This is a genomic window from Pseudomonas sp. St290, from assembly GCF_018325805.1.
Taxonomy (GTDB): domain Bacteria; phylum Pseudomonadota; class Gammaproteobacteria; order Pseudomonadales; family Pseudomonadaceae; genus Aquipseudomonas; species Aquipseudomonas bijieensis.
Genome location: NZ_AP014703.1, coordinates 3622832 through 3643026 on the forward strand (window position 1 = coordinate 3622832; position 20195 = coordinate 3643026).

20 protein-coding genes and 3 tRNA genes are annotated in these 20195 nt (G+C 58.9%); 14 read left to right on the forward strand and 9 right to left on the reverse strand.

Annotated features, from left to right (window positions below; translation table 11 throughout):
* Positions 1 to 102: 102 nt before the first annotated feature.
* The 3 genes from PBDP_RS15795 to PBDP_RS15805 all read left to right on the forward strand — a co-directional run bounded on the left by PBDP_RS15795 (position 103) and on the right by PBDP_RS15805 (position 5647).
* Entirely contained in the window at positions 103 to 2562 is a 2460-nt protein-coding gene (locus PBDP_RS15795; RefSeq protein WP_212800908.1) for an autotransporter family protein, read from the forward strand.
* Positions 2563 to 2856: 294 nt separating this feature from the next.
* Positions 2857 to 3771: an autotransporter domain-containing protein gene (locus tag PBDP_RS15800; RefSeq protein ID WP_116832512.1), complete on the forward strand. Its 915-nt coding sequence runs from the start codon at positions 2857 to 2859 to the stop codon at positions 3769 to 3771.
* Positions 3772 to 4021: 250 nt separating this feature from the next.
* Complete coding sequence (locus tag PBDP_RS15805) at positions 4022 to 5647, forward strand: NADP-dependent glyceraldehyde-3-phosphate dehydrogenase (protein ID WP_109754196.1); 1626 nt, start codon at positions 4022 to 4024, stop codon at positions 5645 to 5647.
* An 18-nt stretch (positions 5648 to 5665) separates the two neighbouring features.
* On the opposite strand, the gene PBDP_RS15810 is transcribed toward PBDP_RS15805, so the two are convergent.
* On the reverse strand, positions 5666 to 6559 hold the full coding sequence (locus tag PBDP_RS15810) for a DMT family transporter (RefSeq protein WP_109754197.1): 894 nt from the start codon (positions 6557 to 6559) through the stop codon (positions 5666 to 5668).
* Positions 6560 to 6695: 136 nt separating this feature from the next.
* On the opposite strand from PBDP_RS15810, the gene PBDP_RS15815 reads away from it, so the two are divergent.
* On the forward strand, positions 6696 to 7133 hold the full coding sequence (locus tag PBDP_RS15815) for an Lrp/AsnC family transcriptional regulator (RefSeq protein WP_109754198.1): 438 nt from the start codon (positions 6696 to 6698) through the stop codon (positions 7131 to 7133).
* 42 nt (positions 7134 to 7175) lie between these two features.
* Here PBDP_RS15815 and PBDP_RS15820 read toward each other — a convergent pair whose 3' ends face one another.
* Both PBDP_RS15820 and PBDP_RS15825 read right to left on the reverse strand, forming a co-directional pair.
* Positions 7176 to 8525, reverse strand: coding sequence for a hypothetical protein (locus PBDP_RS15820; protein WP_109754199.1), 1350 nt, complete (start codon positions 8523 to 8525; stop codon positions 7176 to 7178).
* 400 nt (positions 8526 to 8925) lie between these two features.
* Positions 8926 to 9597, reverse strand: a complete 672-nt coding sequence (locus PBDP_RS15825; protein WP_014338124.1) for a Bax inhibitor-1/YccA family protein — start codon at positions 9595 to 9597, stop codon at positions 8926 to 8928.
* Between the two features lie 124 nt (positions 9598 to 9721).
* On the opposite strand from PBDP_RS15825, the gene PBDP_RS15830 reads away from it, so the two are divergent.
* The 3 genes from PBDP_RS15830 (at position 9722) to PBDP_RS15840 (ending at position 12873) form a co-directional block, all read left to right on the forward strand.
* Positions 9722 to 9809 (forward strand) — tRNA-Ser (locus PBDP_RS15830).
* A gap of 127 nt (positions 9810 to 9936) precedes the next feature.
* On the forward strand, positions 9937 to 10797 hold the full coding sequence (locus PBDP_RS15835) for a prohibitin family protein (RefSeq protein WP_109754200.1): 861 nt from the start codon (positions 9937 to 9939) through the stop codon (positions 10795 to 10797).
* A 279-nt stretch (positions 10798 to 11076) separates the two neighbouring features.
* Positions 11077 to 12873, forward strand: coding sequence for a DAHL domain-containing sensor histidine kinase (locus PBDP_RS15840; protein WP_212800909.1), 1797 nt, complete (start codon positions 11077 to 11079; stop codon positions 12871 to 12873).
* Between the two features lie 75 nt (positions 12874 to 12948).
* Here PBDP_RS15840 and PBDP_RS15845 read toward each other — a convergent pair whose 3' ends face one another.
* Complete coding sequence (locus PBDP_RS15845) at positions 12949 to 13140, reverse strand: DUF2188 domain-containing protein (RefSeq protein WP_163858505.1); 192 nt, start codon at positions 13138 to 13140, stop codon at positions 12949 to 12951.
* Positions 13141 to 13252: 112 nt separating this feature from the next.
* A complete protein-coding gene (locus tag PBDP_RS15850) occupies positions 13253 to 14152 on the reverse strand; it encodes a polysaccharide deacetylase family protein (protein ID WP_212800910.1) in 900 nt (299 codons plus the stop codon).
* Positions 14153 to 14369: 217 nt separating this feature from the next.
* Between PBDP_RS15850 and PBDP_RS15855 the strand changes: the two genes are divergently transcribed.
* The 3 genes from PBDP_RS15855 (at position 14370) to PBDP_RS15865 (ending at position 15309) form a co-directional block, all read left to right on the forward strand.
* Positions 14370 to 14624: a DUF6555 family protein gene (locus tag PBDP_RS15855; protein ID WP_053125507.1), complete on the forward strand. Its 255-nt coding sequence runs from the start codon at positions 14370 to 14372 to the stop codon at positions 14622 to 14624.
* A gap of 164 nt (positions 14625 to 14788) precedes the next feature.
* Positions 14789 to 15019 (forward strand): hypothetical protein, encoded by a 231-nt coding sequence (locus tag PBDP_RS15860; RefSeq protein ID WP_109754204.1) that lies wholly within the window; start codon positions 14789 to 14791, stop codon positions 15017 to 15019.
* 95 nt (positions 15020 to 15114) lie between these two features.
* Positions 15115 to 15309, forward strand: a complete 195-nt coding sequence (locus tag PBDP_RS15865; protein ID WP_109754205.1) for a hypothetical protein — start codon at positions 15115 to 15117, stop codon at positions 15307 to 15309.
* Between the two features lie 23 nt (positions 15310 to 15332).
* Here the strand turns inward: PBDP_RS15865 and PBDP_RS15870 are convergent, their stop codons facing one another.
* Both PBDP_RS15870 and PBDP_RS15875 read right to left on the reverse strand, forming a co-directional pair.
* A complete protein-coding gene (locus PBDP_RS15870; RefSeq protein ID WP_109754206.1) occupies positions 15333 to 15560 on the reverse strand; it encodes a PLD nuclease N-terminal domain-containing protein in 228 nt (75 codons plus the stop codon).
* An 87-nt stretch (positions 15561 to 15647) separates the two neighbouring features.
* A complete protein-coding gene (locus tag PBDP_RS15875; RefSeq protein ID WP_109754207.1) occupies positions 15648 to 15833 on the reverse strand; it encodes a hypothetical protein in 186 nt (61 codons plus the stop codon).
* Between the two features lie 287 nt (positions 15834 to 16120).
* On the opposite strand from PBDP_RS15875, the gene PBDP_RS15880 reads away from it, so the two are divergent.
* On the forward strand, positions 16121 to 16483 hold the full coding sequence (locus PBDP_RS15880) for an NUDIX hydrolase (RefSeq protein WP_212800911.1): 363 nt from the start codon (positions 16121 to 16123) through the stop codon (positions 16481 to 16483).
* A gap of 234 nt (positions 16484 to 16717) precedes the next feature.
* Here PBDP_RS15880 and PBDP_RS15885 read toward each other — a convergent pair.
* Positions 16718 to 16804, reverse strand: a tRNA-Leu gene (locus tag PBDP_RS15885).
* A 194-nt stretch (positions 16805 to 16998) separates the two neighbouring features.
* Positions 16999 to 17072: transfer RNA gene (locus PBDP_RS15890), tRNA-Cys, on the reverse strand.
* Positions 17073 to 17354: 282 nt separating this feature from the next.
* Between PBDP_RS15890 and PBDP_RS15895 the strand changes: the two genes are divergently transcribed.
* The 3 genes from PBDP_RS15895 to PBDP_RS15905 all read left to right on the forward strand — a co-directional run bounded on the left by PBDP_RS15895 (position 17355) and on the right by PBDP_RS15905 (position 20187).
* On the forward strand, positions 17355 to 18587 hold the full coding sequence (locus tag PBDP_RS15895; RefSeq protein WP_212800912.1) for an MFS transporter: 1233 nt from the start codon (positions 17355 to 17357) through the stop codon (positions 18585 to 18587).
* 118 nt (positions 18588 to 18705) lie between these two features.
* A complete protein-coding gene (locus PBDP_RS15900) occupies positions 18706 to 19221 on the forward strand; it encodes a sigma-70 family RNA polymerase sigma factor (RefSeq protein WP_109754210.1) in 516 nt (171 codons plus the stop codon).
* Complete coding sequence (locus tag PBDP_RS15905) at positions 19222 to 20187, forward strand: FecR domain-containing protein (protein WP_212800913.1); 966 nt, start codon at positions 19222 to 19224, stop codon at positions 20185 to 20187. It begins immediately after the preceding gene.
* The last annotated feature ends 8 nt before the right edge of the window (positions 20188 to 20195 follow it).

Here is a 20195-nt window from a genome sequence, read left to right on the forward strand (position 1 = left end):
TGCCATCCCATACAGCGAGCGTTGCCAGGCCCTGTGTGCCATCTGTTGTGCAACCAATGCTGGAACCGGCATTTGCGAAATGCCGATGCAGAGGGATAGCACATGATTCGGCACAACAAACGACTCAATCGGCTGCTCAACGCTTTATGGGTATCGGCCCCTTTCCTGTTCCCCGCACCGGCCGCCATGGCAGCCTGCACGCTGGCACCAACCGCAGGCGATGACACCTATGTCTGCGAAAGCGGCACCAGCCCCGGGCTGACGGACCTTGCAGGTAACAACAGCCTGACCCTGCCCGCCAACGGCAGCGGCGTCATTTCCGGCGACGTTACCTTCGGCACCGGGCTCGACCGCATCGTGATCAACGCCAACGGCGTGATTGATGGTGACGTCGAGCAAGGCGCGGAAGCCGATTATTTCGAGATGAATGGTGGCAGGATTCTCTCCCTGGCTCAGGGCGACGGCCTCGATGAGTTCCTGATGACCGGTGGGACCATCGTCGATGCGTTCGAAGACGGCGACCACGCCGAGATGACCGGCGGCACCATTGGCCGGGTCGACATGAAACTCGATGACAATGTTTTCGATATGTCCGGCGGAAACATCATCGGCAACCTGGTGACCGGTTTCGGCCAGGACACCATCATCCTCTCCGCAGGACGGATCGGCGGCAATGTCAGTGTCAGCGGCGGCAACGACAGCATTACCGTCAGCGGTGGCGAAATCCTCGGCGAAGTCCGGGCCAGTGCCGGCGATGACCAGTTCCAATGGAGCGGCGGCCTCATTCACTCGGCCATCCTGATGGGCGAAGGCAGCGACACGGCATTGCTGAGCAACCTCGATGAAACCCTGCTTGCCACCACACCCAGCCTGAACGGTGGGTTGGGCCAGGACGTGTTGACCTTCAGTGGCAGCACCACCAGCACTGGCGCCCGTTATCTCAATTGGGAAACGGTCAACCTCACCCAAGGCTCGCAACTGGACCTCAACGACACGCTGACCTTGGGTGACAGTGCTACCGGCACCGGGACGCTCAACATCGAAAGCGGCAGCACGCTGACGGCGACCCAGGGCGTCATCGCCCCTTTTACTGCCGGACAACTGGCGACGCTCAACAACGCCGGCACGGTGGACCTCACCCAAGGCAACACCCGCACCAACGATACCCTTACCGTCCAGGGCAACTACGTGGGCAACAATGGCCAGCTGCATGTGCAAACGGCAGTCGGCGCCGATGGCTCTGCCAGTGACAAGTTGGTGGTCAATGGCGGGACGCTCACCGGCAGCACTGCCATCACCGTCACGAACCTGGGCGGCACAGGCGCACAGACGACCCAGGACGGCATCGAAGTGGTCCAGGCCCAGGGTGGCGCGGTCAGTGACGCCAGCGCCTTTTCACTGGCGCAATCCGTCTCGGCCGGTGCGTTCGACTACCGACTGTTCAAGGGCGGTGTGACCGGCAATGAAAACAACTGGTACCTGCGCTCTACCGTGGTCGCCGGGCCGGTACCGGCGCCTATCCCGACGGCGCCTCCCGCACCAGGTGCGCCACCGGTCCCGACGCTACCGCCGTTGCCAACTGCGGTGCCCGGCGCGGCACCTATCCCGTTATATCGCCCGGAAGTGCCGACCTGGTCAGTATTGCCTCCAGCGGCGGCGCAACTGACCCTGATGGCCCTGGGCACGTTCCATGATCGCCAGGGCGACCAGCGCCTGCTCACGGAAACTGGCGCGTTCGGCGCGGGTTGGGGCCGGGTCTACGGCAAGGATCTGGAGCAAACCTGGGCCGGTACGGTGACGCCGCGGTTCGATGGGTCGATCAAGGGGTTCCAGGTGGGCAACGATCTGTACAGCTCCCTGCTGTCCGGCGGCCAGACCCAACGCATTGGTTTCTTCGTCGGCCACACGGAGCTGAACGGCGATGTCAAAGGCTTCAACCTGGGTTTCGAAGATCGACACGCCGGCAAGATAGAACTCGACGGCGACAGCTATGGACTGTACTGGACGCTCACCGACCCTACCGGCGGCTACGTCGATGCAGTGGTGATGGGCACGCGACTGAACGGTGACAACCGCTCCGAACGCGGCTTGAAAATCGACAATCGTGGGCACGCCCTGACTGTTTCGGCGGAGGCCGGCTATCCCTTCGCGGTGAACGCCAACTGGGTCGTCGAACCCCAGGCCCAGATCATCCACCAGAAAGTGTCCCTGGACACGCAAAACGATGGGGTCTCCAAGGTCGAGTTCGATTCCGACGGTGCCTGGACCGGCCGTCTCGGGGCTCGCCTCAAGGGCCGCTACCAGGTCAGCGGCATGCCCGTGGAACCCTACCTGCGCGCCAACCTCTGGCACACGTTTTCCGGCACCGACTCGGTGACGTTCGACGACACCGAACGGGTCGAGACCCAACAGCGCGCGTCCACCGGTGACCTCGGGATTGGCGTCACCGTGAGCCTGGCGCCCACAGTCGCCATGTATGCCGGCGCGGACTACAGCCAAAACTTCGACAGCAACCAGCAACGCGCCGTGGCCGGCAGAATCGGCTTACGGATCAGTTGGTAGACAGGAACCGCGACGGTGATTTGACGCCTAAATATGATCCGAAATAAGCAATTGAAATCAGCCTCTTATTGAGGCTGATTTCAGCCTGCCATTCATCGTCCATTTTCTTGACGCAGTGCCATCAGTCTTCTTGACTACACGGTACTACCCCCGGAAATACAGTCAGGGGCAGGCCTCTGGAACCCGCAAACGCGGGCCGCCAGAGGCTTGCCTCAATCCATTCGGTCGCCCCTCATTCGGGGTAGGAGAGACGCCAAAAAGCGAGAAATGCATGCGATTGCAAGGCAGGCCACCATGAAAACCTCCCTCCGTCCACAAGAGATCACCATCACCTTCCACACCCTCTCTACTTCGTTGTTGCTGCTTTCCTCCATGGAGGTACAGGCCTGGCCTGGCGAGGAGACAACGCAGCCCTGGTATGGCCGAACACAGTCCCACGACCTCAGTACCGCAGCGATCGGCAGTGACCCCGCCTCCAGCAAGAGCCCCGCCCTGTTCACATTACGAAACGACAGCGGCCATACCCAGCGCATGGGGCTGATCAGTGGACAAAACCAGATTATTTCAACCGGCAATGGCCTGCTGGTGACGCCTGTCATGGCCGATCCAGGCAAGGATGCCGTCAACCTCAAAGGCTCGAGCCTTGGCGCCTACTGGAGCCTGACCGGGCCTGCGGGCTGGCACGTGGACCTGAGCGCCAGTGGCGGCCGGGTCAATGGCTACAGTCGCACCGAACAAGGCCAGCGCCAGGCCGCCGAAGGTAATGCGGTGACGCTGTCGGTCGAAGGTGGCTTTCCGATTGGCATCGGGACACACTGGGTAGTCGAACCCCAGGCGCAGTTGATCAACCAGCGCATCACCCTCGATACGCCGAATACCGAGAGCGGTACCGGCAATGAACTGAGCAGTTGGAGCGGCCGCGTCGGTGCACGACTCAAAGGTAACTACCAGGTCAATGGCCTGGGCATGGAGCCCTATGTGCGCACCAACCTGTGGCACACGGTGCAGAGCGCCGATACGTTGTCCCTGGACAAGGTCGACAAGATCAGCAGCAGCCGGAAATCCTCCACCGTCGAAGTCGGCCTGGGCCTGGTGGCACGGGTCACGCCGGCGGTAAGCCTGTATGTCAGCGCCGATTACAGCAGTGACGTCGACGACAACGACCTCAACGGCATCATCACCAGCATGGGCGTGCGGATGCGCTGGTGAGCAAAGGCTTTGTAGGAGCTGTGTAGAAGCTGTCGAGTACAACGAGGCTGCGATCTTTTGATCTTTCGCTTGGAACTCAGTGCCTGGGAAAGATCGCAGCCTCGCTTCGCGAGGTAGCTCCTACGACATCGCCAGGCGCGAGCAATCTGCCGCCACTTAAAAAACACCTCCATTAAGGCGTATAACGCTAAAAGCGATTTATACCTGCAAGCCGTCCGCCCATGGCTCATTTCATTGATGGAGTAACGACATGACCACCGCCCCTTTTCTCGCCAACCTGTTTCCCAGTGCCGCCGACATCCCGGACGCCTACCGCCTCGAAGGCCGGATCGAACAGCGCGAATACCTGGTCGACGGCATCCTGAAAACCTGGCAGGGACCACTGGCCGTCGTGCGCAGCCCCGTTTACCTGGCGGGTGAGCTGGGCGACGAGCAAGTGATTCTAGGCAGCACACCGCTGTTGGATGCCGAGACCGCCCTCACCGCCCTGGACGCCGCCGTCCGGGCTTACGACCGCGGCCAGGGCCAGTGGCCGACGATGCGCGTCGCCGAGCGCATCCGTCATGTGGAAACCTTCCTGGCGCGCATGCGCGAGCAACGCGAGGCCGTAGTCAAGCTGCTGATGTGGGAAATCGGCAAGAACCTCAAGGATTCCCAGAAGGAATTCGACCGCACCTGCGACTACATCGTCGACACCATCAACGCCCTCAAGGAGCTGGACCGACGCTCCAGCCGCTTCGAGCTGGAACAGGACACCCTCGGGCAGATCCGCCGCGTCCCCCTGGGCGTGGCCTTGTGCATGGGCCCGTACAACTATCCGCTGAACGAAACCTTCACCACGTTGATTCCCGCCTTGATCATGGGCAACACCGTGGTGTTCAAGCCAGCCAAGCTCGGCGTGTTGCTGATCCGTCCATTGCTGGAGGCCTTTCGCGACAGTTTCCCGGCGGGCGTGATCAACGTGATCTACGGCAGTGGCCGGGAAACTGTCAGCGCACTGATGGCCAGCGGCAAGATCGACATCTTCGCCTTCATCGGCACCAACAAGGCTGCCAGTGACCTGAAGAAGCTCCACCCGCGTCCGCACCGCTTGCGGGCCGCCCTGGGGCTGGATGCGAAGAACCCCGGGCTGGTGCTACCGGATGTTGACCTGGACAACGCCGTCAGCGAAGCCTTGACCGGCTCGCTCTCCTTCAACGGCCAACGCTGCACGGCGTTGAAAATCCTGTTTGTCCATGAGGACGTGGCGCCAGCGTTCATCGAGAAGTTCAACGCCAGGCTCGCCACTCTGAAACCCGGCATGCCATGGGAGGACGGTGTGGCGCTGACGCCGTTGCCCGAGGCGGGCAAGGTCGATTACTTGCACTCGCTGGTCGCCGATGCGCTCGCCAAGGGGGCAGAAGTGAAGAATGCCCACGGGGGCGAATCACGCAGCTCGTTCTTCTACCCGGCAGTGCTCTACCCGGTGAATACGGCGATGCGGGTCTACCACGAAGAGCAGTTCGGCCCGGTCGTGCCCATCGTGCCGTACCGTGACCTCAATACCGTGATCGACTATGTGCTGGAGTCCGACTTCGGCCAGCAACTGAGCATTTTCGGTACCAATCCGGCGGAAGTCGGCAAGCTGGTGGACACCTTCGCCAATCAGGTCGGACGTATCAACATCAATGCCCAGTGCCAGCGCGGCCCGGATACCTTCCCGTTCAATGGCCGGAAAAACTCAGCCGAAGGCACCTTGTCCGTTCACGATGCGCTACGCACCTTCTCTATTCGTACGCTGGTGGCCACCAAGTTCCAGGACAGCAACAAAGCGCTGATCAGCGACATCATTCGCGAACGCGATTCCAACTTCCTGACCACCGACTACATCTTCTGAGCCACGCCGAACGGTGCCTCAAGACAGGGCTGCGCGGCGCAACTTGATGCCCCAGCCCTGCTGCATGCCTGCGGCCGCCAACAGGATCGCCGCCACACCCAACCATTGCAGGAGTTCAAGGCGATGACCGAAGGCGAACCAATCGACGAAGATCGCCGCAATCGGATAGATGAACGACAGCGCGCCGGTGATCGCCGTCGGCAATCGTTGAATCGCGCTGTACAACAACACGTACATCACACCGGTATGCACCATGCCCAGGGTCAGCAGGCTGGCCCACGCCCCGGCGTGCTGTGGCAACGCTGAGAAGTTCGCCCAGGGCGCCAGGAGCAATACGCCGGTGCTGACCTGGATCAGTGCAATCAGATGCGGCGGCGTGCCGGTCAGGCGCTTGATGATCAACGCTGCGATGGCGTACAGCAACGCTGCGCCCAGCGCCAGCGCGATGCCCAGCAGATAGGCACCGCCGCCCTGCCCTTGTTCGCCGTGGGAACTGACGATTGCCAGCATTCCGAGAAACGATACCGCCAGCCAGAACAGTTTTTGCGCGGTGATCCTTTCTCCCAGGAACAGAGCCGCCAGCCCGACCAACATGAACGGCTGGACGTTGTACACCGCCGTACCGATGGCAATCGAGGCTCGGGAGTAAGAGGCGAACAACAGCACCCAGTTGCCGACAATCGCCACCCCGCTGAGCACCGCCAGCAGAAACGTGGTGCGTGTCAGGATACCTGGACGCAAGAAGCCGAAACCGGCGCAAATCAGCAGTAAAGTGGCGGCGCCAAACACGCAACGCCAGAACACCACATCCAGTACCGGCAGGCCCGAGACCAGCACGAACCAGCCTATGGTTCCGGAGATCAGCATGGCGGCAGTCATTTCGAGCGAACCGCGGCGTAGGGTCTTGTCCATCTTCAGGCTCCTTCAGCAAGTGAGGCACAGTATGCCGAGCCAGTGGTTGGGTTCTCCATGGTCTGAAAAAGGCTAAACTGGCTTTCGACCTTTTTTATCAAGGCAACTTCGAGCATTCGCCTAATGGAACTGAAAAATGACTGACGACATCGACCAGATCCTCATCAGCGCCCTGATGGAAGATTCCCGACGCTCCCTCAAGGCTCTGGCGAACCTGAGTGGCCTGTCCTCTCCCAGCGTCGCCGAGCGCCTTCGCCGGCTCGAAGAACGCGGCGTGCTCAGGAGCTACACCGTCGAGGTAGACCCCAAGTGCTTCGGCTATCAACTCCAGGCCATCGTGCGTATCCGCCCGCTGCCGGGGCAGTTGCAGGAAGTTGAACGGCAGATCCAGGCCATCGCTGAATTCACCGAATGCGACAAGGTGACCGGCGAAGACTGTTTCATTGCCCGACTGCATGTGCGCTCGATGGAACAGCTGGACACGCTGCTGGACAGGCTCAATGTCCTGGCCGAGACCAATACGGCCATCGTCAAGAAAACGCCCGTCAAACGGCGCTTGCCGCCAATGGCGTGAGTCGGATCCGGCCTCGGTTCGTGTCCGAGGCCGGAGGCCACGCTACTGAAGGTCTTCCAGTTCAGGGCTGCGTTGGACTTTGTGCACCTCTTGCTCAGGCGCATTGCTCGCCTTCATCAGATTAAGGGGCTGTATTTTGGCGCAAGCATTCTGGCCGTCGGCATACACTCCGCTGTGGTTGCATTTCCAGTCATAGAAGTTGGCCAGGGAACCGGACAATTGCAGGCTGTAGTCGGTGCTTCGGGTGCCAGGGGTAAAGGGTTGGCCGGCTGGAATATTCTGGAACCACTTCATCCACTCCTCACCGCCCACGGGTGGCGGGTTGGCTTGGAAGGTCGGGTTCATCAGCGCCAATTGCTGGTACTCAGCGGTCATGTGGCAACTCAGGCAGGAGGCCTGGGGATTGTCCACGGGACCGTTGAGGCGCCCGTTCCAACCCAGATGGGTGGGTGGCAGCTCTTTGGTGTTCGCGTTGATGGCTGTCTGCTTGAGCGCCGGGTTGATCTTGGTTTCGGTAGGGGTCGGGTTGGTGAACGCGTTGCCGGTCTCTTTGGGATCGTTGCCCCACATAATCCCCACGGGCACCAGATTGTTCCAGTTCGCTTTACCGGTCACGGCACCGTTGTATTGGAACGTCCCGAACAGCCAGCCGGTGTCGCTCACGCGGGTGTCCCGCACGGCGATGTCCATCTGAATCAGCGCGACTTGGGTCACCGCGCGCTCTGTCGAGGTGAACGTCTTGGTGGTGTACGCATTCCAGAGCAATGGATTGGCCAGGAATGGCACCGTGGTGACGTCTATATCGGCAAACAACGCCTTGCAGACGACTGTACCGTTGGGAAAGCCCTTAGGTTGTGAGGTGTAGCTCGGGTCAGGGTTCTGCGGGTCTTTCCAGACCTGGCCAATGGTGTAGCCCCCTATATCGTTATAGATACCTACTGCGTAGGTCTGGCCACTGCCTTTTTGAGTGCTCGCCAATTGCAATGGCTTGATCGGTGCCTCCTTGGTTAGCCCTCGGATACCTTCGCGACCATTGGGGCCATAGTGTTGCCATGGCATGTGATACCACTGGCGAACCTTGTTTTTCTGCACATCCCAGCCGATCCCCGTATTGCCTTCCAGGCAATAAGCCTTGACCTCGTTCATATAGGAACGCCAGGTTTCAAAATCATTGCTGAACGTGGTGGGCAGATGCTTGAAGAATGCCGGCATCGAGGAAGGGCCCGGGGCCACGGTGGGATAGTCTTGGCTGAGCCGGAATAATGGACCGGAGTAGACGCTCTTGGGTGGCCCGTAGCCGAAATCAGGGAAGGTCCCCGCGTGGGCGCCCGCCATGGTCAGCGCGCCTGTCAGGGTCAGCAATGCAGCGATCTTTCCTTGGGGGTGGTTCATCGATATCTCCTTATAGGGAGAACGCCCGCCGTCCCATCGAACAATTGAACGATGCGCAGGGTCTCCTTCTGTTATCAGGCTTGGGCACCATGCCCATACCTGCTCACGGTCCACGGTCACTGATGTTGCCCACCTCCTTGGGCCCAAGAATCGGGCACGACCAGACAAGGCTTGATAGCCAAATGCGAACGGTATCCGGAGGGTGTGGCGAGATTTCGCGCAGTCGCTGATCGATCCACTTCATGCCGCCCCTGGCAATGCAGTTCCTAGCCATAGGTGTAGATCATTTATTCAAAGGTGCCATCACGCTTAAGGCTTTTTAAAGGCTATTGGCCACGACCTCAAAACGCGGACGAAAAAAAGCCCGCCGAAGCGGGCTTTTCACTCATTGCGGATGCAATCAGTCATCGCGACCCATCAGGCCGAACAGTTGCAGCAGGCTGACGAACAGGTTGTAGATCGATACATACAGGCTGACAGTGGCCATGATGTAGTTACGCTCGCCGCCGTGGATGATAGCGCTGGTCTGGTACAGGATGCAGACCGACGAGAACAACACGAAGCCGGCGCTGATCGCCAGTTGCAAGCCGCTGATCTGGAAGAAGAAGCTGGCCAGCACCGCACCCAGCAAGACGAAGAAACCTGCGGTGATGAAACCGCCGAGGAAACTCATGTCCTTGCGGGAAATCAGCACGTAGGCCGACAGGCCACCAAATACCAGTGCGGTCATTGCAAAGGCCGAGCTGACCACTTCGGCGCCGCCCTGCATTTGCAGGTAGCGATTGAGGATCGGGCCGAGCAGGAAGCCCATGAAACCGGTCAGGGCGAAAGCCGACACCAGGCCCCAGGCCGAATCACGGAGTTTGTTGGTAAGGAAGAAAAGGCCGTAGAAACCGATCAGCACGACGAAGATGTTCGGGTAACCCACCCGCATCTGTTGTGCGACGTAGGCCATCACACCGCTGAAAGCGAGCGTAAGTGCCAGCAGGCCATAAGTGTTGCGCAGGACGCGGCTAACCTCTAGCTGCTCAGCCTGCACGCTGTTGTTCACTGCGTAATCCTGTTCGCGCATGGCGACACTCCTCCGGTTTTGAAACATTCAGTGGCAAGGATCATAACAGACGCTCTGTAACAAGCTACGTAGAGAGTTTGACAGTGTGTTTCATTCGGGTATTATGGCGCCCGCAACGCAATACGGAGGTGTGGCCGAGTGGTTTAAGGCAACGGTCTTGAAAACCGTCGACTGTAACAGGTCCATGAGTTCGAATCCCATCGCCTCCGCCATCTTCTAACGTTAAAGCCCTGATTATTCAGGGCTTTTTCGTGTCTGGCATTCAGAATACCTGCTTCGGTCTTTCAGGATTGACATACCGTCATGGCAAAAACCACCCCTCCACTCAAGGAAAGAAAAGTGACCAGTAAAACCATCGGTTCTCTCGTTGCGGCAATCGTAGGCATCGTCCTGTTGTGCGTCTTCTTTGGCAGTTGGTACACGGTCGACGAAACCGAGCGCGGCGTTCTTCTGCGCAACGGGGCGCTGGTCGGGGTGGTTGAACCGGGACTGTCCTTCAAGACGCCGTTTATCGAGTCTGTGCGCCTGATCAGCGTCCAGAGCCAAGTGACGGCTTATGAAGACCTCCAGGCCTACAGCAAGGACCAACAGTCCGCCCAGCTCAAGGTATCCGTGTCCTGGCACATCGCGCCTTCCGATGTCGCGAAGGTCTATACCCAGTTCAAGGATCTTGAAGGCATCCGCGACCGGATGATCAGCCGTCAGGTGCCGACCCAGGTGGAAAACGTCTTTGGCAAGTTCAACGCCGTGGCTGCCGTGCAGAATCGCGTCCAACTGGTCAACGATATTTCGACCGCAATCAAGGCGACGATTACCGGGCCAGTGATCATCGACAGCGTCCAGGTCGAAAACATCGACTTCAGTGACGCTTATGAAAAAGCCATTGAAGCGCGCATGGCCGCCGAAGTGCAGGTCAAGACCCGCGAGCAGCAACTGGCGACCGAGCAGGTTCAAGCCCAGATTCGTGTCACCCAGGCCCAGGCAGAAGCCGATTCTCAAGTTGCCCAGGCCAAGGCAGACGCACTGGCCACCGAATTGCGCGGAAAGGCCGAGGCCGAAGCGATCAAGGCACGCGCCCAGGCCTTGGCCAGCAACCAGAATCTGGTGGAGCTCACCAAGGCCGAGCGCTGGAATGGTGTGTTACCCACCACCGTGCTGCCGAACGGCGCCCTGCCCTTCATTGACATCAAGAACCAGTAATCGCTCACCAGCGCGGCCAGTCCTGGCCGCGCTGGCCCAGCGTCTCGGTCTTTATGGCCAGTGACATCGACCTGTCTCGTTAACGCTACACTCACGTCACTGACGACCCCCGACGTTCACCGTTAGCAGGGAGCTCAACGTGTACCCAGGCAAAAGCAAACCCACGCAAACATCGCTACGACGATTCAACGCTCTGCCCTTCACTTCACGCCCTGACATTTCCTGCCCGCCCGGGCATTCAGCGCCACCCTCGACAGGCGCCCTGAACAGGAGAATCGCGTGACCCACATTATCAAGAAGTACAAATGGCCTGCTTTGCTGGCTGCTGCGCTGATTGTGTTTGCCGCCTTGTTATTCTTTTTGATCAAGTCCTATACGTACGACTCATCGACCTATTTCGAATCCCGTGACTTCATCCGCCAGCTCAAGCAGGCCGATGCCAACTGGAGCGTCAAGATCCTGAGGAAGAAAATCGGCGTCAACAACAACCTGTCGCTGGCACCTCCGCCTGAGGCGGGCAGTCGATGGGAGCAGTTGGAGCAGCTCAATAACGCAGGTCCCCTGGCGGTTCTCTGGGCGTCCAGGCGCCAAGGTTATGTGGATGCGGTCAAGAACAAGACCGTACTGGTCGATCAATTCCAGCAACACAACGCCAAGCTGCGCACCGCCCTGGACGCGCTGCCGGTCATCGAAGACGACATTCAGACACTGCTCAAGGAGATGACAGTCAAAAGCCCTGCGGAACGCCTTGCGGTGGCTTCCAATGTGCTTGAGCTGACGCTGACGACGCTGGAGTACGCATTGTATGTCACCTCGGACAAAGCCAAGGAGGTGCAGAACCAGCTCAATGAACTGGAACGATACATCAGCCAGTTACCCGCGACCTATCAACCTCCCTTCATCACCCTGGCGCAGCACGTCAGAGCTATTATCGAGGAACAACCGATCGTCAATGACCTTCTTGACCGCATCAGCGTGATTCCGGTGGCCCAGGAACTGGATAGCATCAACGAACTGTTGAACGAGACGCAGCGCAGGACGGCTGCTGCGGACCGTCAATACCATGTCTACCTGGGTGTGTGCGCCAGCCTCATGGCGCTATTGATGATCTACCTGGCGGTGCGGCTGGTTCGCAGCTACGCCGTCATCAACCAGATCAACCACGAACTGCAATCGTCCAATGAACGGCTCGAGGAGCGCGTGCAAGAACGCACTCGCGAACTGAAAGAGGCTGAACGTGAACTGGTGGACGCCGCACGGATGGCAGGCATGGCCGAGATCGCCACTAACGTTTTGCACAACGTCGGGAATGTGCTCAACAGCGTGAATATTTCCGCGGACCTGGTAACCCGCAAGTTGCGCAGCAGCAAGACACTGGGCCTTGGCAAAGCCGTAAAAATGATGAATGAACATGCCGACGACCTGGGCCAGTTCATCACCAGCGATGAAAAGGGCAAATTGTTGCCCCGCTACTTCAATGAGCTGGTCGACTCCATCGCCGCCGAGCAAACACTGCTTATCGAAGAACTGGCGCAACTGACCAAAAGCATCGACCACATCAAGGAAATCGTCACCACCCAGCAAACCTACGCCGGAGCCGCCAGGCTGATCGAGGCACTGAGCATCAGTGATCTGTTCGAAGATGCGTTACGCATGAACTCGGGCGCGCTGAGCCGGCACCACGTCACCGTCATCAAGGACTATCAGGACGTCCCGATGATCATGGGTGACAAGCACAGGTTGCTGTTGATCCTGATCAACCTCATCAGTAACGCCAAATTCGCGATGTCGCACGTCAGCGATCATCCTCGGGAAATGATTTTGGGAATCCGGGTCGTCGATCAGAAAACGCTGTGCGTCAGCGTCAAGGATCGAGGCGAAGGCATTACGCCCGAGAACCTGACCCGCATCTTCAACCACGGGTTCACCACCCGCAAGGACGGCCATGGCTTCGGCTTGCACAGCTGCGCCTTGGCAGCGGTTGAAATGAATGGCCACCTCCATGTCCATAGCGACGGCCCTGGACAGGGAGCGCTGTTCACCCTGGAAATTCCGCTGGAACTGGCACCCACCTGACAGAGATGGAGGAATCGGCTGCGCAACGAACCATCCGGCTCGGTTCGCAGCCAACTCCCCTCGCCCTTGACGGCGCTATTTGGCGGTCGTAGCCTGGCGGCCGTGTTTTTTCCTGGCCGGCAATGCGGCGGCGTAGGCCAGTGCTTCCTCACGGGAAGCAAAGGAGCCCAATCGGTCGGCCTGAGTGCAGACCCGCCATGGGCCGCTGTTTACGCTGAGCACGTCATACCCGTTGATATGCATTTTGGTCAGCATCGCAGTACTCATTGTCACCTCCTTTCGAGATAAACCAGGGTTACGCCACCTACCTTACACTCAGTTTGCGCAAGGGAGCCAACCGAGCGTCGCAACCTTGCACAACGACGCAGGCCTGAGCCTCTCAATGGGAATCCGAATCCCACAACCAATCCCACAAACCCGGCAAGTGCACCGGTTCGCTAGTGTTCTTGACCGTGCGCGCCATCGCGGCCCGCTCCAGCGCCTGACGGTCATCATAGAAGGGCTTGGCGTCGGTCTTCACGCCCGTGGCTCGGGCAGCGTCGAGCAGGATTTGCAAGTATTCCCGGGCATGTCGGGCGGTATAGCGGTTGAGGTCATGAAAGGTGACCACCACCGGAATCACCCCGTCAACCGCGGGCAACTGCCCGGCGGCGATGCGTTCGCGCACTTCAGAGAGCTGGCGCGTCAGGTTGATTCGCCGTCGTGGGCTGGCGGTGATTCCCCAGACCTTACCATCGTTGGCGCTCAGGTCGGTCAGCAATACGTGCAAGCCGTGCTGCTGATAAGCGGCGAAGGTGCGCCTGTCGTAGCTCCAGAACGGCGGCCTCACCAGGGTGGGTGCTGCCCCTGTGATGGCGGCGATATCACCCCCGCCCTTGACCAGTGACTGCTCCAGTTCGTCAGGACTCAGAAAGCGATGGTTGGTATGCCAGTAAGTCGCCGTATGGAAGCCCAGGATATGACCTTCGCGCTGTTCACGGTGCATCACCGAGCGTCCGATGTCGCTGTTGCCAGCTCTTAGTGCACGGGTCTGGACAAAAAATACCGCCTTGATCCCCGGCTGCACCGGATTGTGCGCGAGGGCATCCAGCACCTCCAGGCTCGGGTTCCAGAAAGACGAGGCACTGGGCCCGTCATCGAAGGTCAGCAAAAAACGGATCGGGGGTTGTGCCAGCAGGCTTTGCTCGGTTTGTGGAGTCAGTTCGATGGGCGGGCCGATGCATCCCGACACACCGATGGCGAGGACTGCGATAACCAGCGCCCTGGCGATGTTTTTCATGTTCTGCCTTTATCTGATACCGCACTGTCTTGCCTGTTAATCCCTGGCACATGGTGTGAAGCTCACCTTGGAGAAGGTTAACCGGGTTTGGTTCCGGACAGCGAGCAGCGACTTGGCTGCGTGACTACCTGGTGTGATTTTTGACCGTCTGGATAATCCGATGGAATTTTCCGCACGCCTCCGTATCCATCCGTATAGAACTAATTAGGGAGGATTTATGGGCGGGCCATCGCTTTACATCATCGACTACATGCTCCATGGCGAGCCGAAGTCATTCATCATTCGCGCCGAAGTGATGAATAACTCCGAAGCTTGGCATTGGGCCAGTTGCGACGCGGGGGTCGGGCGCATTCCGAAATTCGGACGGGAAAAGGTCAAGCGGGTTTCAAAACCCCTTGCTGAGAAATACGGTATTACCGACGTGCGTTGGCGAGCGAGCGTCGCGCCGTCCTGGGTCAAGGAGTCCGGCTGATTTAAATAACCCTGTTTCCGGTGCACCGGTTGTCCAGCCGGGCGCCGGATTCTTCGACAGAACCGAGATAACTCAACTACGCTTTAAGCGATAGCATGACCCGCCCCTGGCGGGTTTTGTGCTGCCTCATCAACGCTCAATGCAACCCTGAATGGAGGTGTGACATGTCCGAAAAAGAGTCCATCACCACCCTGCTCACCTTGCTGGAATCGCGTCAGGCCAGGCTTACGGCAGCCTGCAAGGAAATCGCCGATTGGGTCGACCACCAAGGCGGGCATCCCACTGCGGTGCGCATCCGTGACCGGCTCAACGACATCGAGAAAGACGCCCCATCGATCCAAAGCGCACTGACGTCGCTGAAGCCCGCTGAGCGCCCTCTGCCCAAGTTCCGCTGACGCACCGCGCCCGACATGTGCCCCCCTTGAGTTCTACCGGTTGGAAAACCGATGGAACACGGGCTTTTTTTGCACCTCGAAATTGATAGGCACCGGTGCAAAAGCCACAAAGGGAGAAACCTCATGATTGCCAGATTCCTGCTATTGATTGCACCAGCAAGGACAAGCACGGTGGGTCGGCCAATCTTCCCGATAATGCCAAGGTGACCTGGTACTACTACGGCATCGAACAGTTGCAGCAAGCCCAGGAAGACTGCGAAAGCACCGGCGGTAACTGGATAAACCAGTGAAAAGTTGACTCGGAGAGCCGTTTCTAGCCCTTGCTGTGCTCCGGCGATGACGGCCCTTCCTTGATCCCGCGCGGCCCAGCTACGCCCCAGATAACCAGGCCCACAACCGGCAGAATGATCAGCAACAGGGCCCAGCCAGCCTTGGTGCCAGCCGACTTGTCGCTTCGAAAGACGCTGACGATCGCCCATAAATCGACGAGGAGCAAAAGCACCGCGACAGCGATCCAAAAATAACTGGCTAATTCGGTCATGGCCTAATCCTCTTGTCGGTTTAAGGATTAGGCACAGCCGTTGAGACGCCGTTCAAAGAATTTTTACCCTTGGTGCACCCAAAGGACCTATCCCCGCTCATTCAAATAAGCGACCCATTGCTCATAGGCTTCATGTTGACGGCGGACCGCTTCATCCCAGGTCGATCCACTCATTTGATGGATACATATGAGCTTCATCATTTCCGACGTTGCCGCATCGAGCTCCACCAGGAGCTCATGGGATTTGATCTTGAAGTCTTCAACGCTGGTCATATCTCGCTTCCTTCCCCGGGAGGGGCCGGCCAATGCACCCAACATGGATTCATTTTTTTGAAGCTGATTCATTTGAGGCGATAACCGGTCGAAAGCCTAGTGCTGGTGGTCGGACAGATGGGATGGGTCGATGACTGCCTCAAATGAGCCCAGTCTTTCTCGCGCCGTCGCGGTCGTACTGGATAAGACATTGAAAAAATCGACAGTTTGAGCAAAGCCAATTGATGCCAGGCTCAAATATTGCAGTTATATTTCACTTTAATGACAGTCACTGATTGAGCACGGCCATGAAAATTCGAGCGACCGTCATTTGCGAGGAAAATCGCCATATCTTGCTGGTTCGCAAAGCCAATAGCCGCTGGATGCTGCCGGGCGGTACCGTCGAACGCGGCGAGACCCATGCTGGGGCAGCCATTCGAGAATTGGCCGAAGAAACTGGCCTGGACGTCGAGAACCTGCTCTACCTGATGCGAATCAGTGACGGGCAAACCGAGCATCACGTATTCGAAGCGTCAGTCAGCGATTCGACGGCGGCCAAGCCACAGAACGAAATCAGCGATTGCCTCTGGCACCCGCTGGATGCCATCACCCAACTGCAAATGAAAAAGGGCACGCGGGATATCCTCGAGGCGTTTCGCCGGCGATTGTGACGAGTCGGTACAAGCCGTGCTGATACAGAAGAGGCTACATGATAAATATCATGGTCAAGGGATTCGCGTATTAGGCAGGGCTTGGACAGCAGATAACCGCCTGAGCACTCACTGCTAATCGCAACGCCGAGTGCAGAGGCTCCGGAGGCAGGACTCCGTTTCTTCGGTAGTTTTCAGAAGCCGAAACGAACAAGGGTTTGCATTAGCTTTCGCTCGCAAACCCTTGATTTTAGATGGTGCCCGAAGCCGGAATCGAACCGGCACGCCCTTACGAGCGGGGGATTTTAAGTCCCATGCGTCTACCAGTTTCGCCATTCGGGCGGTAGCGCGGTTAGCCATGGGAGCGTCGGCAAAATCCAATCGCCGAAGCCCTGGCTGGTGCAGCAAGAGGGGGGAATATATACATCCCTCCCCTGTGAAGCAAGGTAGCTCGCGCCCTTTTCAACACAAAACCTTTCAATGCTTCGAAAATAAAAAAGCTCCGTAAATCATAGATCTACAGAGCTTTTTAAAAGTGGAGGCCGAAGTCGGAATCGAACCGGCGTAGGTGGATTTGCAATCCACTGCATAACCATTTTGCTATTCGGCCTCAAGACGTTTGATGCAATGCAGCCACATCAACCGCGTACAAACCTGATCTGGAAACAGAACCTCTTTGAAGCGCTATCCCCTTGAAAACATTGAGATTTTTTACATCTCAGTGCGTTCGATGGGCGCAATTATGTACTCATTTGCCTAGACTGACAACCCCTTGATTTCAAAAAAAAATCGTCGATTGTTCGGCTTCCGGAGGAACCTGCTGCATTTTTTTCTTGCTCAGATCCACGCACTGTCGGATAAGACACAGCTTTCCGCCTCTGTGAGTCTGTCCATGCCCCGTGCCGGTATCCCCCAGGGTTCGAGCGTTCGCTTGCTGATTTATCTGTTGTTTGCGATCCAGCTGGTTTCCATGGGTGCGATGGAGATGAGCGGGCCGTTCTGGCCTGTTCACCTGCGACAACTGACCAGCAACGACGCGCTGTTCAGCTTCGCCAGCACGGCGGTGTATGTCGGCCCGATGCTGGGCATCATCCTGACCAGTGCTTTCTGGGGCCGTATCGGTGATCGCTACGGCCATAAGCTGATGATGATCCGGGCACTGGCCGGGTTGTCCCTGACCCAGCTTGGCCTGGCGCTATGCGGCGATATCTGGGTGATCCTGGTCCTGCGCTTCCTGCAAGGTGCGTTCGCCGGTTATATCGCCCCCGCCCAGGCCTACGGCGTGAGCATCGAGGCGCCATCGCGGCGGGCCAGGCTGTTTGCGATCCTGCAGATTTCCACCAATGTCGGCTCGCTGCTGGGGGCGGTGGCGGGCGGGCTGATCCTGGACCATGCAACGTTTTTCTGGATCAACATCGTGGCCTCGGGATTGTGCGCAGTGTGCACCGTGGTCGCGGCGTTGACGCTGCCTGACGTAGCGCCTGTCGGGAAGACAACCGCAGCCGGCAGCGTTCCGTCCGCACCCTCGCGTCCCGGGCTATACAACCCGTTGACAGTATCGCTGCTGGGCATCATGGGGCTTCTGTTGCTGGCGCGAATGCTCCCGCAGACTTCGTTTTCGCTGTATGTGAGTTCGACCTTCGACGTCAGCAATGCCCTGGTGGGGCTTTGCTATGGCCTGCTGGCCCTGGGCTTCATCCTGTGCGCAACCACCTGGTCACGCTACTTCGAGCAGCGCAACCCGACACAGACGCTGCGAGCCATCACCGCCATCGTAATCGCTTGCATGACCCTGACCGCCATGGCCGGCCTGACACGTCAGCCGTTGGTCTTCGCCATTGTCTACTTCGCCTGGGGCGTCCTCTTGGGCGCAACTACACCGGTGCTGACCGCACTCATCTCCAAAAGCACCGACAATAGCCGCCAGGGGCAGGTGCTGGGACTCGCCCAGGGCGTTTCGCAAACGGCGTCCATCATCGGCATTTCCCTGGGGGCCTTGCTCAGCCAGGTCTATGGCCTTCAATACACCTACCTCTATGTCAGCATTGCCTACGGCGTGGTGCTGTTGCCCTTGGTGCTGCTGCGCTACAGGCCGGTCGGGGTGCCGGACCAGGCAAGCGAATAGCGATTCGCACAACCCTGCCCCAGCACAATTGCTCATTGCCTCAAGATCGATCTTGCGTGCCGACGAGCGCCTCCACTAATATTGGGAATAATTCTCACTATCAAAAATATAAACAGCCATGAGCGATCCGGGTTCAGCGACCAACGATTGTCATCTGCGCACCGTCGCAGACCTCTACAGCGGACACCATGGCTGGTTGTACGCCCGACTCTACCGCAAACTGGGCAATGCGCTGGATGCCGCAGACCTGGCGCATGACACCTTCATCCGTATCCTCGCCTCGAAGGTCGCGGTCATCGAAGAGCCACGCGCGTACCTCAGCTGCGTGGCCGGTGGCATCCTGGTCAACTGGTTCCAGCGCAAGGCCTTGGAGCGTGCCTATCTGCAGGCACTGGCGCTGCTGCCCGAACCCGAAGCGCCCTCGCCGGAACGCCGCCTGCTGGTGCTGGAAACCCTGCATGAAATCGATGCCATGCTCGACACCCTCCCCGGGCCGGTCAAACGCGCATTTCTGTTATCGCAAATCAGCGGCTTGAAATACAACGACATCGCCCATCAGTTGGGAGTCTCGCTGATTACGGTCAAGCGCTACATGAAGCAGGCCTTCCTGCACTGCCTGATGTGGGTGGACTGAATGCCTGCTCGCGATAGTCATGCCGTCGATCCCGCCATCCTCAATGAAGCAGCCGACTGGCTGATGCGCCTGAGCGAAGGCAGTGTCAACGACACCGAGCGCCTGGAATGGGAACGCTGGCGCAACAGCAGCCCGGCGCACCGCCAGGCCTGGGCGCGGGCGGAATTGTTGTTGAGCAAACTGCAAGGCTTGCCACCGGCCCTGGCCATGCCGGCGCTGGACCGTCCCAGCAACCCCGAGCGCCGTGCCGCCATGGGCAAACTGGCGACCTTGCTCGCGCTGGCGCCACTGGCCTGGGGCAGTTGGAAGCTCAACGACTGGCAGAACTGGACCGCCGACTACCGCGCGCCCGTGGGCGAGCGTCGCGACCTGACATTGACCGATGGTACTCGCGTGACGTTGAACACCGACACCGCCATCGATGTGTATTTCGATCAGCGCCAGCGCCTGTTGCTGTTGCGCCGCGGCGAAATACTGATCCAGACCGCACCGGACCCGTCGCCTGTCGCCCGGCCATTCAGGGTGGAAACCCATGAGGGCCGGATGCAAGCGCTCGGCACGCGTTTCAGTGTGCGCGAAGAGCGCGGGCACACCCGCCTCGCCGTGCTCGAGGGAGCAGTCAGTATCCAGCTCAAAGGCATTGGTGAGAAAATCGTCGAGGCCGGTCAGAGCAGTGGTTTTACAGCGTTCGCCATTGACGGGTTGAAACCTGTCGACAAATCGGTGCTGGCCTGGACCCAAGGCATGCTGATGGCCGACAACATGCGCCTGGCCGATTTCATCAGTGAACTGACCCGCTATCGCAACGGCGTCCTGCGTTACGACCCGGCCATCGCCGACCTGCGGATTTCCGGTGCCTTCCCCGTCAGCGACACTCAACGAACCCTGAACATGCTTGCCCGGACCTACCCCATCCGCGTCACGTCGCGCCTGGGCGACTACTGGGTCATGTTGACGCCGGCGTGACCCCCCCA

What these genes read in the sequence shown, in the direction of transcription:
- PBDP_RS15795 (WP_212800908.1), top strand. Translation starts at nt 103, where the DNA reads ATGATTCGGCACAACAAACGACTCAATCGGCTGCTCAACGCTTTATGG.
- PBDP_RS15800 (WP_116832512.1), top strand. Translation starts at nt 2,857, where the DNA reads ATGAAAACCTCCCTCCGTCCACAAGAGATCACCATCACCTTCCACACC.
- PBDP_RS15805 (WP_109754196.1), top strand. Translation starts at nt 4,022, where the DNA reads ATGACCACCGCCCCTTTTCTCGCCAACCTGTTTCCCAGTGCCGCCGAC.
- PBDP_RS15810 (WP_109754197.1), bottom strand. Translation starts at nt 6,559, where the DNA reads ATGGACAAGACCCTACGCCGCGGTTCGCTCGAAATGACTGCCGCCATG.
- PBDP_RS15815 (WP_109754198.1), top strand. Translation starts at nt 6,696, where the DNA reads ATGACTGACGACATCGACCAGATCCTCATCAGCGCCCTGATGGAAGAT.
- PBDP_RS15820 (WP_109754199.1), bottom strand. Translation starts at nt 8,525, where the DNA reads ATGAACCACCCCCAAGGAAAGATCGCTGCATTGCTGACCCTGACAGGC.
- PBDP_RS15825 (WP_014338124.1), bottom strand. Translation starts at nt 9,597, where the DNA reads ATGCGCGAACAGGATTACGCAGTGAACAACAGCGTGCAGGCTGAGCAG.
- PBDP_RS15845 (WP_163858505.1), bottom strand. Translation starts at nt 13,140, where the DNA reads ATGAGTACTGCGATGCTGACCAAAATGCATATCAACGGGTATGACGTG.
- PBDP_RS15850 (WP_212800910.1), bottom strand. Translation starts at nt 14,152, where the DNA reads ATGAAAAACATCGCCAGGGCGCTGGTTATCGCAGTCCTCGCCATCGGT.
- PBDP_RS15855 (WP_053125507.1), top strand. Translation starts at nt 14,370, where the DNA reads ATGGGCGGGCCATCGCTTTACATCATCGACTACATGCTCCATGGCGAG.
- PBDP_RS15860 (WP_109754204.1), top strand. Translation starts at nt 14,789, where the DNA reads ATGTCCGAAAAAGAGTCCATCACCACCCTGCTCACCTTGCTGGAATCG.
- PBDP_RS15870 (WP_109754206.1), bottom strand. Translation starts at nt 15,560, where the DNA reads ATGACCGAATTAGCCAGTTATTTTTGGATCGCTGTCGCGGTGCTTTTG.
- PBDP_RS15875 (WP_109754207.1), bottom strand. Translation starts at nt 15,833, where the DNA reads ATGACCAGCGTTGAAGACTTCAAGATCAAATCCCATGAGCTCCTGGTG.
- PBDP_RS15880 (WP_212800911.1), top strand. Translation starts at nt 16,121, where the DNA reads ATGAAAATTCGAGCGACCGTCATTTGCGAGGAAAATCGCCATATCTTG.
- PBDP_RS15895 (WP_212800912.1), top strand. Translation starts at nt 17,355, where the DNA reads ATGCCCCGTGCCGGTATCCCCCAGGGTTCGAGCGTTCGCTTGCTGATT.
- PBDP_RS15900 (WP_109754210.1), top strand. Translation starts at nt 18,706, where the DNA reads ATGAGCGATCCGGGTTCAGCGACCAACGATTGTCATCTGCGCACCGTC.
- PBDP_RS15905 (WP_212800913.1), top strand. Translation starts at nt 19,222, where the DNA reads ATGCCTGCTCGCGATAGTCATGCCGTCGATCCCGCCATCCTCAATGAA.